The organism is Kluyvera fluvialis, assembly GCF_059725275.1.
Genome location: NZ_AP046142.1, coordinates 2,339,887 through 2,355,216, shown reverse-complemented (window position 1 = coordinate 2,355,216; position 15,330 = coordinate 2,339,887). Strand labels below are relative to the sequence as shown.

The window sequence follows — 15,330 nt, the reverse complement described above, 5'->3', positions numbered from 1 at the left end:
TGTAAGGTGTCATATCCAATGATCACAACTGACGGTAATGGTGCGGTCGCCTCTGTGGCATTCCGCACCAGTGAAGTCATCGCCATTTACCCGATTACGCCAAGTTCAACGATGGCAGAACAGGCCGATGCCTGGGCGGGAAATGGGCTGAAAAACGTGTGGGGCGACGTCCCACGCGTTGTCGAAATGCAGTCTGAAGCGGGGGCCATTGCCGCCGTTCACGGTGCGTTGCAGACCGGCGCGCTGTCTACCTCGTTCACCTCATCGCAGGGTTTACTGCTGATGATCCCCACGCTCTACAAACTGGCGGGTCAGTTAACGCCGTTTGTCCTGCACGTGGCTGCGCGCACCGTTGCCACTCATGCGTTGTCGATTTTCGGCGACCACTCAGACGTCATGGCGGTGCGCCAAACCGGCTGTGCCATGCTGTGCGCCAGTAGCGTTCAGGAAGCGCAGGATTTTGCGCTGATTTCGCATATCGCGACACTCAAAAGCCGCGTGCCATTTATTCATTTCTTTGATGGTTTCCGCACCTCGCACGAAATCAACAAAATCGTCCCGCTCGCCGATGACACCCTGCGCAATCTGTTGCCGCAGGACGCAATCGCGGCCCACCGCGCCCGCGCGCTGAATCCAGAGCATCCGGTGATTCGCGGAACGTCGGCTAACCCGGATACCTATTTCCAGTCTCGCGAAGCGACTAACCCGTGGTACAACGCGGTGTATGACCACGTGGCACAGGCGATGGCGGATTTTGCTGACGCCACCGGTCGCAGCTATAAACCGTTTGAATATTACGGCCACCCGCAGGCTGAGCGCGTTATCGTTATCATGGGTTCCGCTATCGGGACGTGTGAAGAAGTGGTTGATGAACTGCTGAGCCGCGATGAAAAAGTCGGGGTGCTGAAAGTGCGCCTTTATCGCCCTTTCTCGGCGAAACATCTGCTTCAGGCCTTGCCGGAAACCGCTCGCAGCGTGGCGGTGCTTGACCGCACCAAAGAGCCAGGCGCGCAAGCTGAGCCGCTGTATCTGGATGTCATGACCGCCCTCGCCGAAGCCTTCAACCAGGGCGAGCGCGAAACGCTGCCACGAGTGATTGGTGGCCGTTATGGTTTGTCGTCGAAAGAGTTTGGCCCCGACTGTGTGCTGGCTATTTTCAATGAGCTACTCCAGGCGAAGCCAAAACCGCGCTTTACGGTCGGCATTTATGATGATATCACCTACCTTTCCCTGCCACTGCCGGAAAACACCCTACCGTCACGCGCCAGGCTGGAGGCGTTATTCTACGGGCTGGGCAGCGACGGTAGCGTCTCGGCAACCAAAAACAATATCAAAATCATCGGTAACTCCACGCCGTGGTTTGCGCAAGGCTACTTTGTTTACGACTCCAAAAAGGCCGGTGGCCTGACGGTTTCGCACCTGCGCGTGAACGACGACCCTATTCGTTCTGCTTATTTAGTCGCGCAGGCTGATTTTGTCGGCTGCCACCAGCTACAGTTTGTCGATAAATATCAAATGGCGGAGCGCCTGAAACCCGGCGGTATTTTCCTGCTCAACACGCCTTATAGCGCGGATGAAGTGTGGGCGCGCCTGCCGCAGGAAGTTCAGGCAGTGCTCAACCAGAAGCGCGCCCGTTTTTATGTGATCAACGCGGCGAAAATCGCCCGTGAGTGTGGCCTGGCGGCGCGTATCAACACCGTGATGCAGATGGCGTTCTTCCACCTGACGCAGATTTTGCCTGGCGACAGCGCGCTGATGGAGCTGCAAAACGCAATTGCCAAAAGCTACAGCAGCAAAGGGCAAGATCTGGTCGAGCGTAACTGGCAGGCGCTGGCGCTGGCACGCGAATCACTGTTTGAAGTTCCGCTACAACCGGTTAACCCTGACAGCCCGAACCGTCCGCCGGTGGTGTCCGATGCCGCACCGGATTTTGTCAAAACCGTTACCGCCGCCATGCTGGCAGGCCTCGGCGACGCGCTGCCGGTTTCGGCGCTGCCACCAGACGGCACCTGGCCGGTAGGCACGACGCGCTGGGAAAAACGCAACATTGCCGAAGAGATCCCTATCTGGAAAGAAGATCTCTGTACCCAGTGTAACCACTGCGTCGCCGCCTGCCCGCACTCGGCTATCCGCGCGAAAGTGGTATCCCCGGACGCGATGGAAAACGCCCCAACCTCCCTGCATTCACTGGACGTGAAATCCCGCGATATGCGTGGGCAGAAATACGTGTTGCAGGTCGCACCGGAAGATTGCACCGGCTGTAACCTGTGCGTTGAGGTGTGCCCGGCGAAAGACCGCCAGAACCCGGAAATCAAGGCCATCAATATGATGTCGCGCCTTGAACACGTTGAAGAAGAAAAAGTGAATTATGACTACTTCCTCAACCTGCCGGAGATCGACCGTAACAAACTGGAACGTATTGATATTCGTACTTCACAGTTGATTACCCCGCTGTTTGAATACTCTGGTGCCTGCTCCGGCTGCGGCGAAACGCCGTATATCAAGCTGCTGACCCAGCTCTACGGCGACCGGATGCTGATTGCCAACGCCACCGGTTGTTCCTCTATTTATGGCGGCAACCTGCCATCGACGCCGTACACTACCGATGCCAACGGGCGTGGCCCGGCGTGGGCAAACTCACTGTTTGAAGACAATGCCGAGTTTGGTCTGGGCTTCCGCTTAACCGTCGATCAGCATCGCCAGCGCGTTATGCGCCTGCTGGAGAATTTTGCCGACCATATTCCAGCCGAACTGAACGAAGCGCTGCATACAGATGCCACGCCGGACGTGCGTCGCGAACAGGTTGCTGAACTGCGTAAAGCGCTGGCAGGTGTGGAGGGCGCACAGGAGCTATTGACCGATGCCGATGCGCTGGTGGAGAAATCCATCTGGCTGATTGGCGGCGATGGCTGGGCCTACGATATCGGCTTTGGCGGATTGGATCACGTGATGAGCCTGACCGAGAACGTCAATATTCTGGTGCTCGATACCCAATGTTATTCCAACACCGGCGGACAGGCCTCGAAAGCCACCCCGCTGGGAGCCGTAACCAAGTTCGGCGAGCACGGCAAGCGCAAAGCACGCAAGGATTTGGGCGTCAGCATGATGATGTACGGCCACGTCTACGTCGCACAGATTTCGCTAGGCGCGCAGCTCAACCAAACGGTGAAAGCGATTCAAGAGGCCGAAGCCTATCCAGGCCCATCCCTTATCATCGCCTACAGCCCTTGTGAAGAGCACGGTTACGACCTGGCGCTGAGCCACGACCAGATGCGCCAGTTAACCGCCACCGGTTTCTGGCCGCTGTTCCGCTTCGACCCGCGTCGTGCCGACGAAGGCAAAATCCCGCTGGCGCTGGACTCTCGTCCGCCGTCAGATGCGCTGGCTGAAACATTGATGAACGAGCAGCGTTTCCGTCGTCTTAACAGCCAGCAGCCGGAAGTCGCCGAGCAACTGTGGAAAGATGCGGCACAAGACTTGCAAAAACGCTATGACTTCCTCGCCTTAATGGCAGGAAAAGCCGAGAAAGCCACGCCGCAAGAATAAACGGCTTAAGATTATTCTTTAGCTATAAACTCAGCCCGAATAGAAATTCGGGCTGAGTTTTTCAACCGTAACGAGAAACTCACGCCCGCCGTTACTCATCGCCAAACACCGGTATTCTGGGACAACCATTACCGTTGCATCATGTCCATACTCCACTCGCATTGCCCTCTCTCTATCCTCTTTTCGTTTCCGCTTTAACCTGTGCTATCGCCAGAATGCAACGTGTTTTACCGCCGCAGACCTTATTAACAGAAAAGAGTTACCTGAATACCGGTTTTTGTTCGATCGAATATTTAAGTTCTCGCTAAAACCAGCCCTTTTAATTTAGCTATGGGAAAAAGCCCAATGTATCAAATATTGTCTGATTTATAGACAACAGAGCTGCCCCTCTCTCTGCTGGTCATGGGCAATAACAAGGTATTTTATTGATACAGTTAAAAATTAACGTTCCATATACTCCGGTAGCGTCCACCGTCTGTTTATATCGAAAGCGAAATGTCTAAAAATAAAGTAAAGGAATGGTTCAGAACACTCTGTCGCCCCGCCAGCCGCATAAATCTTGCGTGGATCCAACAACATCTTGTCCACATCACCGTCGTTGCCCCGGTATCGCTACTGATCATCTATTTACTGATCTTTAGCCAGCCGCGCTATATGAGTGAATCCACCCTCGCGGTGAAGCGCCCTAGTGATATCGAAGCTAGCAGCCTTAACGTGGGCTTGCTGCTGGGTGCGGCCAACCCGAGTTCAGCGGAAGATTCTCTCTACCTGAAGGAATACATCAACTCCACAGATATGCTGCGCACACTGGATAAACAGCTCAACTTCCGGGAGGCGTGGGGCCAGAGCGGATTGGACTTCCTCAACCACCTCTCGAAAGGGGTAACGATTGAAAAGTTCCTCGACTACTACCGCGATCGCATTGCCGTTACCTATGATGATAAAGCTGGATTACTGAGGGTTCAGACTCAGGGTTTCACACCAGAATTTGCTCTGCGTTTTAACCAGGCGGTATTAAAAGAATCTGAGATTTTTATCAATGAATTATCGCACCGCATCGCTCGTGACCAACTGAATTTTGCTCAGGAAGAGCTTATGCAGGCGCGTCATCGCCTTGATAAGAGCAAGGCAGAGCTACTCTCCTATCAGAATAAAAACAACGTCCTTGATCCTAAAGCCTCGGCTTTGGCGGCAAACTCTCTTATCAATACGCTGATGGCGAAGAAAATCGACCTTGAAGCCGAGCTACGCAATCAGTTGACCTATTTACGCGAAGATGCCCCACAGGTGATTAGCACTCGCAATTCCGTCGATTCGCTACAAGAACAGATCGATAAAGAGCAGAGCAAAATTACCGCGCCAGGGAGCAACAAACTCAACAGAATGGCCGCCGACTTTGAAGAAATTAAGGCGCGCGTTGATTTTGATACAGACCTTTATGGCATGGCGCTAAAAGCGATTGAGAAAACCCGCCTTGAGAGTGCCCGTAAGCTGAAAGTCCTGTCAGTTATCAGTTCACCCCAGCAACCGGAAGAGTCCAGCTTTCCGGAAATCCCCTATCTACTGGCAAGTTGGCTGCTGATATGTGGCCTATTGTTCGGCACAGTAAAACTATTGCTGGCCGTGATTGAAGACCACAAAGATTAAAAAATGAAACCGAGTGTACAAATAACGATGAAATTATTGCAGTCAGCTCTGGTGCTTCTTGCGTGCCATACCGCTTCGGCTAGTGCTGTGAGTATCAACGCCGACCCCAGTTTAACGGGCGCAGCACCACTGCCTTCTCTGATTAGCGGCAAAACAACGGATACATCGGTCGCCTCCGGTTTTGACGATACGCCCCCCCCGCTACCCGCAGTGGGAATCAGCCGCATGTTTGGTGCTCAGCTCTTTACGGCAACCAGCGCCGCAGGCGGCGATAGCATTGGTTTTAACCCGAACTATGTGATTGGGCTAGGCGACACCATTCAGGTACGCCTGTGGGGCGCGTTTAATTTCGACGGTGCGCTCACCGTTGACCCCAAAGGGAATATTTTTCTGCCGAACGTCGGGCCTCTGAAAGTGACCGGTGTCACCAACGGACAGCTAAATACGCTGGTCGCCAGCAAGATCAAAGAAGTCTACCAGGCGAATGTCAATGTTTACGCCTCTTTGCTGCAGGCTCAACCCGTCAAAGTCTTTGTCGCGGGCTATGTGCGTAACCCAGGCCTTTACGGCGGCGTAGCCTCCGATTCCCTACTGAACTATCTCAGCAAGGCCGGTGGCGTTGATAGCGAGCGCGGTAGCTACGTTGATATTTTGGTGAAACGCGGCAAGAAAATACGTTCTCGGGTGAATTTGTACGACTTCCTGCTGAACGGGCAGTTAGGTCTGTCTCAGTTTGTCGATGGCGATACGATCGTCGTTGGGCCACGTCAGCACACCTTTAGCGTTGAAGGCGATGTCTTTAACAGCTACGACTTTGAATTTACCAATAACACCATTCCAGTGAGCGAAGCGCTGAACTGGGCCAGGCCAAAACCGGGTGCAACGCATATGACCATCATTCGCCAGCAAGGCACGGTTAAGCGTAGTGAATACTTTGCATTAAACGCAGCCGCTGGCCGTTCGTTGCAGGATGGAGACAAGTTAATTGTCAGTACAGATCGCTACTCCGGCACAATCCAGGTGCGAGTTGATGGTGCACACTCCGGCGAACACGCCATCGTCCTGCCATACGGCTCATCAATGCGCCAGGTCATCGCACAAATCCGCCCTAATAGCATGTCGCAAATGAATTCTATCCAGCTCTATCGCAAGTCGGTGGCCGAGCGACAGGCTGAGATGCTGAATGTGGCATTGCAAAAACTGGAGCAGGCATCCCTTTCCGCTCAGTCCTCAACCCAAGAAGAAGCCCGGCTTCGTATGCAAGAGGCTCAGTTAGTGAGCCGCTTTGTCGCCAAAGCCCGTACCGTGGCGCCAAAAGGTGAAGTGGTGCTTAACGAGAAGAATATTGACGCGGTGCTGCTGGAAGACGGCGATGTCATCATCATTCCAGAGAAGACGTCTCTGGTGATGGTGCATGGCGAAGTCCTGTTCCCGAACGCGGTCAGTTGGGAAAAAGGTCTTGATACCGATGACTACATCAAGAAATGCGGTGGTTTAACCCAGAAGTCCAGCAAAGCGAAAATCATTGTGATTCGTCAAAACGGCGAAACGCTTAACGCCCGCGATGTCAGCACTCTGGCTCCGGGCGATGAAATCATGGTGCTGCCAAATTATGAAACGAAGAATATCGAAGTCACCCGTGGCATCTCGACCATTCTGTATCAATTAGCCGTGGCAGCAAAAGTGATACTCGACTTTTAAGGGCCGAGCGTCATTTAGGTTGTACGCCTATTTTCACGCTTTATCCCTGTGCATACAGGGATAGGCATGGCCTCGCAAACCAGGGCCGTGCGTTTATCGGGAATCAATGAGTACCATGAGGCACAGAGATAACATGCTGGGCATTTACTCCTCAGGAATCTGGAATATTCCGCACCTCGACAGCCTACTGCCAGGCGCGCGAACCAAACTCATCGCGAGTAGACCGATTCCGTCGGGAGTGACGGCGGTAGCGGTTTGGGGCCACCGCCCAACGGCACAAAAACCCGTGGCGTTAGCCGCCACGGCGGGGCTACCGGTTATCCGGCTAGAGGATGGTTTTATCCGCTCTCTGGGTCTTGGCGTGGAAGGCGCACCACCGCTGTCGATCGTCGTGGATAGCGATGGCATCTACTATGATGCCTCCGAACCCAGCGAACTCGAAAGATTGATTCAGGATCACGAGGGGAATCTACAGCATCGCGAAGAAGCCAACCGCCTTATGAATGCTATCGTTGATGGCGATCTGTCTAAATACAACCAGGCACCGCCCTTCTCGCCCCCCGCCGCCATGACGCCATGTGTACTGGTGGTTGATCAAACTTTCGGCGACGTCTCCGTCAGTAAAGGTAATGCTGACGCCCGTTCTTTCGAACATATGCTAAAGACCGCTTGCGCAGAAAACCCCGACGCAGAGATTTGGGTGAAAGTTCATCCCGACGTGCTCTGTGGCAAAAAAGCGGGTTACTTTGCCGAACTGAAAAGCCGTGGTCGCCTGCGACTCTTCGCCGAAAATGTCAGCCCGCAATCGCTCCTTCGCCATGTTAAACATGTTTATGTGGTGACGTCGCAATATGGTTTTGAAGCATTACTGGCAGGTAAACCCGTCACCTGTTTTGGTCAGCCGTGGTACGCCGGATGGGGGCTAACTGACGATCGTCACCCACAGGCAGAGGAACTCGCGGCACGGCGCGGTAGCGTCACCTTAATCGACCTTTTTGCCGCCGCCTATCTGCGCTACAGCCGCTACCGCCACCCAGTGACCGGAGATACCTGCACTCTGGCAAGTGTCGTGGACTGGTTAAGCCAGCAGCGTCAGTATCGCCTTAGCCGCTCTGGTACGTTATGGGCGCCTGGGCTGAGCCTCTGGAAGAGCGCTATCCTTAAACCCTACTTGCAAACCAGTGAAAACAAAGTCCGTTTCGCCCGTAAATGCCCAAATGCCAGCGCGCTGGTAGTCTGGGGAATCAAAGGTGAAACGAGCTGGCAAGCACATGCCGCAGAGCATGGCATAACGCTATGGCGGATGGAGGATGGTTTTATTCGCTCGTCAGGGCTAGGTTCTGATCTACTCGCTCCACTGTCATTAGTATTAGATAAAACAGGCATCTACTACGATGCGACTCGCCCAAGCGATCTGGAAAATTTACTCAACGCCAGCCAACTCAACGCTCATCAGCAGCAACGTGCCAATGCACTGAACCAGATGCTGGTTGCACACAAGCTCAGCAAATATAACCTCGGTCAGGACTGGGAACTGCCGCCGCAGGCACAGGGTAAACGCGTGTTGCTGGTGCCAGGCCAGGTAGAGGACGATGCCTCCATCGCGACGGGCACGCTGTCAATCAACAACAACCGCGACCTGCTACGCACAGTGCGTGAGCGCAACCCTGATGCATTCATCATCTTTAAGCCACATCCCGATGTACTGGTAGGCAACCGCAAAGGTGCGGTCAGCGACGATGAGGTATTACAGTGGGCCGATTGCCAGGCGCTGGATGCCGATATTATTCAGTGCATACAACACGCTGACGAACTCCACACCATGACCTCGCTCTCAGGGTTTGAAGCGCTACTGCACGGTAAAAAGGTGTACTGCTACGGCCTACCCTTCTACGCCGGATGGGGGCTAACCCACGATGAGCACAGCACCGAGCGTCGCGCACGTCAGCTCGAACTCACCGATCTGATATGGCAAACGCTCATCGCTTACCCAACCTACATCCACCCAGAGCGGTTAGAACCCATCGCGGTTGAAGAGGCCGTGGAGTGGCTGCGCGGTGTACCACGCGGCGAAATGAAAGTGAGCAAAAAAAGTATCGGTCGTCTGGCCAGACAGTATCGAAAGCTACAGATGTTTTACAAAGTGCGATTTGGCTGATGCCATCGACCAGTGGAGCAAAGGAAGAAAATGCATAACACCACCGTAAAAAAACTGCTGTCGGGGAAAAAGTATCTCCTGTTGCAGGGGCCTATGGGGCCGTTTTTCAACGACGTCGCCAATTGGCTGGAAACCCTGGAGCGCGAAGCCGTAAACGTGGTTTTTAACGGTGGCGATCGCTTCTACTGCCGCCAGCGCAGAAACCTCACCTACCAGCAGACGCCAAAAGAATTTCCCGGCTGGCTGAAGGAGACCTGGCAGCAGTACCCTTTCGACACAATTCTTTGCTTTGGCGATTGCCGCCCGCTGCATCAGGCCGCCCGAGCCTGGGCGAAAGCCAAAGGTATACGCTTTCTTGCCTTTGAAGAAGGATACCTGCGGCCACATTTTATTACTATCGAAGAGGATGGCGTAAACGCCTTCTCACCACTCCCTCGCGATGCCAATTTTTATCGCGCATTACCGGATTTACCCCCACCACCGGTACAGAAGCTAAAACCGTCTAACGCTAAACGTTATGCCCATGCCTGCTGGTACTATCTTGTAAGCTGGCGCTGTCGTCACCAGTTTCCAAACTACCGCCATCATAAATCGTTCTCTCCGTGGTACGAAGCGCGCTGCTGGGTTCGCGCCTGGTGGCGAAAGCAGTGGTATAGCTTCAAACAACGTAAGGTACTCAACAAGCTGCAAACGACGCTGGATCAGCACTACTATCTGGCAATCTTGCAGGTCTATAATGACAGTCAGATCCGTAATCATAGTCCGTACGACGATGTGCGCGACTACATCAACGACGTTATCTTCTCATTCTCACGCAAAGCGCCGATGAGTCAGTTTCTGGTGTTCAAGCACCACCCAATGGATCGCGGACACCGTCTCTACGGCCCGCTAATCAAGCAACTGACTAAAAAATATGGCGTCGAGAAACGGGTGATTTATATCCACGATCTGCCTATGCCGGAGTTACTGACTCACTGTAAAGCCGTGGTGACGATTAACAGCACGGCAGGCATTTCCGCCCTGATCCACAACAAGCCATTAAAAGTGATGGGGAATGCGCTTTATGATATTAAAGGGCTGACCTACCAGGGACATTTGCATCAATTCTGGACGGCCGGTTTTAAGCCAGATATGAGTCTGTTCAGGAAGTTTAGAGGCTATTTACTGGAAAACACCCAAGTGAATGCGGTGTATTATGGTCAGCAGCCAAAAACTGCTGAGACTGAGATACCACAAAAATCAATACTATTGATATCTAAGCCCCAGCAATGATTGTTCAAAGAATTGTGACGTTGTTATTATCAAGAACAATACGGCTTCTTACTGGATAAACAAACTCCCGGAATCTGTAATAAACATGAAGCCTAATATCAAACTCACCTTCCGGGAGGTGTTGCAGTACGTCAAAACCATTTTTCCAGAATACAACCAGTAGCTTATCAAAACGTTTATTCAGCGAAACTGAATAGGATGAGGTGTCATTAAAGAACTCGACTTCAGCATAGACTAATTGCATTTTCGACTCTTCTTTAAATGAACCTAACACTCGAGTCGCATATAATTTATTGTTCGCATAGCTAAATCGGACATCTATAGCGTCTCTTACAACAAGCCCATCATCCGTTACCTGCTGAATAACCTTAGTAAACTGGCGTTTAACCAACTCCATCGCTGAACCAGCATGTTCCATGTCTTTCAGCATCACGGCATTTATTCCAGAGAATTGCTTTAGGGGCAATCCTCTGGATGAATCAAAATCATTTTCAGCCAATGAATAGGTTACATTTTTGTTTTTGATCGATGGCAAATACGCCAAAAAACGATAGTAATTCAGAACGTCATCACTAAGGCTAAATCTCATTAGTGCATTTAGCGCATCATAATTGTAGAGATCCAACTGAGGGATATCGATAAAGAACAGAGAAGAGGGAAACTCATCGATATAATCAATAGCAATGTTCCCTCCTTTCGAATTACCATAAAATATTAAATCGGTAGAATTTAAGTCATACTTTTCAAGCAGTGACTTTATGACATCAACAGCCAACGGCTTGATGTATTTCCCACCAAAGGTCTTATACATATAGTTACCATAGACACTCTCTTTATCCTGAAAAGCAATAATCAATATATCTTTTAATCGCGACTGAAGAGATGTCATGGCACTCAATCGATAATTAATATTATCGAAGTTACTCGTCCCTGGAAACGTTATCAATATTTTTCTCGGTGAAACCCTCTCACCGCTTAAGGAATAGTAAATGCTATCGTCATCTACACCAGTTTTTTCAATATTATATTTTTCATCAAAAGCAATCTGCTCTGGATGATATATTTTACCTTTACAGAATATAAGTTTTACCTCGTTAGAATTACCTTTCAAGGAAAACACATCCCCGTTATTCATCGGGATGTTGGTAAACCATTTTCCTTTTTTTCCTGAAACAGGAATTTCTTTATCATTAACAACCAGGATAGCCTTAATCGGTTTATCAGATTGTTCAAATTGCACATTAGCAAAAACATCCAGAGTTTCTTTCATTATATTTATCTAAAACAGGCAGAGATACATTAAAAATTTGGTGAGGAAAGGTGACGCTCAGACCAACGTCTTGCCACCGATAGTTTCTCAAATAAACCAGCATCCGACACCGGCAGGCGGCTCAGATAGGCTTGTTTAAAGGCATTAACAGCAAGCTCATAGTCACCATAAGCCATCGCCAGATGACCTAATAGCGCAAGCCCTTCGACTGACATACTGCTGGCGTCTGATAGCTTTAAGTACCTGTAGGCTATTTCAGACTGATTAATCTTACACAACTCAACTGAAAAATCCTCAACCAGCGCTATCGGCACTCGAATAGCACATTCATCAACAATAGTAGCGACAGTATCTAAATCACCTTCGCTGTATAAATAATATTTTAACATCTCAATAATACAACTATCATCCAGGCCAGCAGCATCCGCCAATAAATATTGATAATCATTGATATTTTCAATTCTATTATGAGATCCGTTGGCAGCCATAAAATGACAGGCCGCAAATTTCACTAGTCCAGTCCGGCCCTGCAAGATAGGTTCGGAACCAATGAAATCCTGAATGTCACTCCATTTATTCAATTCAAACAGCGCTTTCAGATATAGGTACTTAGCAACAATATGACCTTGCGCACTCATATCCATAAGGGCATAGCATTGTATTACCCCCTCATAGTCACCGGTTAGTTCATATAACTTCAGTAGAACAATATCATAATTCAATATCGGGTTATTAATACTCCCCACCGTTACTGAACTCAACGCCTGCTGGTGAAGACTCTCGGCAAGTTCGATATAATCGCACTGATTGTCCAGAGTAAAACGGCTGTCACGGCTAAACATCAGATTATAGAGATGCCAATCATACCCATTCACAGTAATGTCAAACTCACCTGGAGAAGCCCCGTGAAAAATGGCGCTGACAATAGCATGGCGAGCTTGCAGACTCTTATGTTGCCCTTTGTCGGATGAGAAATGAATAGCTATAAATTTATGCGCTCGATTAATATCTCCACACATAATTAGCGCATTAACATATAATTCTGCGTAATCCTCCGGCAGAAGGCGTTGACCATCAATGGCATCATCGAGATACTTTACGGCTGAAGAATAATGACCGTTTCGATATAATTTTTCTGCCCACTGGAAGACTCTATCATTGCCTTTACAGATACCTGCACTGAACAATAGATTATCGTCGATGTCCCTATCATCCAAAGAAGAAACCGTATTAACAACACGTTCACAGCATTTACCATCACGATAGGGGAAAAAGTTAATGGCTTTCTCTGCATACGGAGATTGCATTCTGCAACCAGAATCAATGGAGTCAATAACAAAATCGATGATCTCATCCTTACTGGTTGAAACAGGGCCAAACCCATTATCACGATAGCTAAAGTAGCCTTTATTATAGTGACCTACCAGGAAAAAACTTTCCTCATCAAACTGATAATAACAAACGGGTTTATTCAAATAGGCCATCTCAAACGCCACAGATGAATAGTCAGTCACCATGATAGCGGCTTTTAAAAACAGTTCCTGAATGCTGCCGCTGGCATGGCTAAGAACCTCAACATGTTCAGGAAGTTGGTATCCGTGGAGATAAGGTTGAATATTGGCATGAGGGAAGAACACTATTTTATAGTTGTGTTCGCGAGCACATTGAGCCAGTCGTGGATCATTCAAGAATTCAAACCATGCGACAGCATATTCGCTGCTGTTAAAATCCGCCAGTAGTGCACGTTCGGTACCTTTAATCACTTTACCTAATAACGCGGGACGCCAGGTTGGCATCACAAGAATCATTTTCTCTGTTTTAATTTCTGACGTCACCAAAGCATCATGACGAGGAAGACCTGTTAAGGCAACTTCCTTTGCGGTAAATTTATATCCGCTAAAATCATTAACCAGAGAGTGATATTCGTCATAAGCCGAGGTAAGGAAGATATCAAATTTCTTCCAGTCAGCCCGGAATAATGTAGACTGATCGTTATGAATAATACCGTGCTGCAAGAAGATAAACTTCTTCCACAACATCCGCTTATCTTTGAAATAATCGGTTGCAAACTGTGCGGCATGAGAGCTCAATATTCTTGAACATGATAACAGGGCTTTTTCATGCTCCTCACTACCAAATGCCAATAGTTTGAAACCCTCATTTTTCAACCTGTCCCAATCATGGGAATTTTGGTTAATAACGAACCATGCATCAATATCCTGGCGATAAGTCTGGATATAACGATACAGATGCTCGGCGTTGTCATCAGCCTGGTTATCGCGATCCATGAGAATCCAGATATCGCGATACTTCTCCGTTATTACAAACGGGAACGCTAACCTTCCATGTACCGCCATGATATTTCTATAGGTCAGCTCATCATATATTTTTTTGTCTGGCCCTTTAAATTTGCATTGCATCCCATTTAGATACACCGATAAGGCAGCATCGGGTAAACTTTCGTCCATTTGCAACCATACGCGGCGCTCATAAAAAAAGATCGAACCAAATAATGTATGAGATATATGCTTATCAACCAGTGGCACGACTGGTTTACCATTGTAAACATACAATTCATTGTCAATTGATGTTGAGTAATAACGAATTAAAACCTGTTTTTTATCAGTATCAACTTGAAGTAAATCAATAAATTTAGAACTACACTGACATCCCTGAAGATGCAGTAAACCAATCTTCAAGTGTTCAGCCAGAGAAATATTATATGTCTTTAAGGATTCATTTCCAATTAGCTCTATAGCGTATTTGAATTTATCTATAAAGATATCCCGTTCATTTTTTTCGAGGCCGTCCAGCAATGATTGGTTTGTCACCCCTTTTTTAATATATTTAACAACAATGCTTAACAGAACCTTTTGAAGCATTGGTTGCCAGGACACACGATTATCAATTTGAACGCGGAGATCATCGACCATGTTAAAAAATGACCGAGTGAACAACTCTGGATTATCCCATGAGACACCTCTTGATGGCGTCGTCGAAGCATTGATATGTACCTTGTAAATCGCATTATCAAGATAGTACGAAATTTGGTCATCTTCCACCAGACTAATAATGTCACTTAATACTATCGCACCATTATAATGAAAATCAGGGAAATGCGCTTTTGCTTTAAATGCAGCCAGTAACATGGATGTAGGAATAACCTTTCCATATATGCAATCAAATACAACTTTTGCCCCGGGTATTTTATCGGTGTTTAATTTTTTCAAGAATGCCGAGTTTGGATCATAGACATCACTATTAGATACTATCGGGGTAAATACAACCCTTTTATCTTTGACAGCCTCTGATGAAAGATAGAGATCAACAACATTTAAATATTTCGGACTTAAAGAATCACCGCCCCATATAAATAGAGAATATTCATGGCTGAGTTTATAACAAAACTGCTTATACTCATCCTGATTACTGGTGTGATACATGGATATGCTGAATTTCAAATCATTAAGGTTTTTACGCTCTTCAGCACAGATCCCTAAATCTAGCAGAATGATATTTACGTTGTTTTCATGCTTAATAAATTGAAATGCAACCTTATCCACCCATGCTCTTACATCCGTCATGGAAGGCTCAGCGAGCAGTATTATATTGTACGTTCGCTCCAGCGACTTTCTTCGTATCACCTGAGTGATTTTAATTATTTTACTGAAGCTTGTTTTCTTCGCCATCATGTCATAAAAAAACAACCGTGGATTCTTAACTAACTTCCTTAATT

General features: G+C 48.6%; 7 protein-coding genes. 5 read left to right on the top strand and 2 right to left on the bottom strand.

Annotated elements, in window-relative coordinates; genetic code table 11:
- Window positions 1–18 precede the first annotated feature (18 nt).
- The 5 genes from nifJ to AC6I4B_RS11175 all read left to right on the top strand — a co-directional run bounded on the left by nifJ (window position 19) and on the right by AC6I4B_RS11175 (window position 10,324).
- Window positions 19–3,546, top strand: a complete 3,528-nt coding sequence (gene nifJ, locus AC6I4B_RS11195; RefSeq protein WP_497771702.1) for a pyruvate:ferredoxin (flavodoxin) oxidoreductase — start codon at window positions 19–21, stop codon at window positions 3,544–3,546.
- Between the two features lie 495 nt (window positions 3,547–4,041).
- Complete coding sequence (locus AC6I4B_RS11190; protein WP_497771701.1) at window positions 4,042–5,193, top strand: capsule biosynthesis protein; 1,152 nt, start codon at window positions 4,042–4,044, stop codon at window positions 5,191–5,193.
- 27 nt (window positions 5,194–5,220) lie between these two features.
- Window positions 5,221–6,894, top strand: coding sequence for a polysaccharide biosynthesis/export family protein (locus AC6I4B_RS11185; RefSeq protein WP_497771699.1), 1,674 nt, complete (start codon window positions 5,221–5,223; stop codon window positions 6,892–6,894).
- Window positions 6,895–7,027: 133 nt separating this feature from the next.
- Complete coding sequence (locus AC6I4B_RS11180) at window positions 7,028–9,052, top strand: capsule polysaccharide biogenesis protein (protein ID WP_497772115.1); 2,025 nt, start codon at window positions 7,028–7,030, stop codon at window positions 9,050–9,052.
- A gap of 30 nt (window positions 9,053–9,082) precedes the next feature.
- Window positions 9,083–10,324: a capsule polysaccharide biogenesis protein gene (locus tag AC6I4B_RS11175; RefSeq protein WP_497771698.1), complete on the top strand. Its 1,242-nt coding sequence runs from the start codon at window positions 9,083–9,085 to the stop codon at window positions 10,322–10,324.
- 4 nt (window positions 10,325–10,328) lie between these two features.
- Here AC6I4B_RS11175 and AC6I4B_RS11170 read toward each other — a convergent pair whose 3' ends face one another.
- Both AC6I4B_RS11170 and AC6I4B_RS11165 read right to left on the bottom strand, forming a co-directional pair.
- Window positions 10,329–11,594, bottom strand: coding sequence for a hypothetical protein (locus tag AC6I4B_RS11170; RefSeq protein WP_497771696.1), 1,266 nt, complete (start codon window positions 11,592–11,594; stop codon window positions 10,329–10,331).
- A 29-nt stretch (window positions 11,595–11,623) separates the two neighbouring features.
- Window positions 11,624–15,286, bottom strand: coding sequence for a CDP-glycerol glycerophosphotransferase family protein (locus tag AC6I4B_RS11165; protein WP_497771695.1), 3,663 nt, complete (start codon window positions 15,284–15,286; stop codon window positions 11,624–11,626).
- Window positions 15,287–15,330: the final 44 nt, after the last annotated feature.

Coding starts and splice junctions, on each gene's coding strand:
- nifJ (WP_497771702.1), top strand. CDS start 19: ATGATCACAACTGACGGTAATGGTGCGGTCGCCTCTGTGGCATTCCGC.
- AC6I4B_RS11190 (WP_497771701.1), top strand. CDS start 4,042: ATGTCTAAAAATAAAGTAAAGGAATGGTTCAGAACACTCTGTCGCCCC.
- AC6I4B_RS11185 (WP_497771699.1), top strand. CDS start 5,221: ATGAAATTATTGCAGTCAGCTCTGGTGCTTCTTGCGTGCCATACCGCT.
- AC6I4B_RS11180 (WP_497772115.1), top strand. CDS start 7,028: ATGCTGGGCATTTACTCCTCAGGAATCTGGAATATTCCGCACCTCGAC.
- AC6I4B_RS11175 (WP_497771698.1), top strand. CDS start 9,083: ATGCATAACACCACCGTAAAAAAACTGCTGTCGGGGAAAAAGTATCTC.
- AC6I4B_RS11170 (WP_497771696.1), bottom strand. CDS start 11,594: ATGAAAGAAACTCTGGATGTTTTTGCTAATGTGCAATTTGAACAATCT.
- AC6I4B_RS11165 (WP_497771695.1), bottom strand. CDS start 15,286: ATGATGGCGAAGAAAACAAGCTTCAGTAAAATAATTAAAATCACTCAG.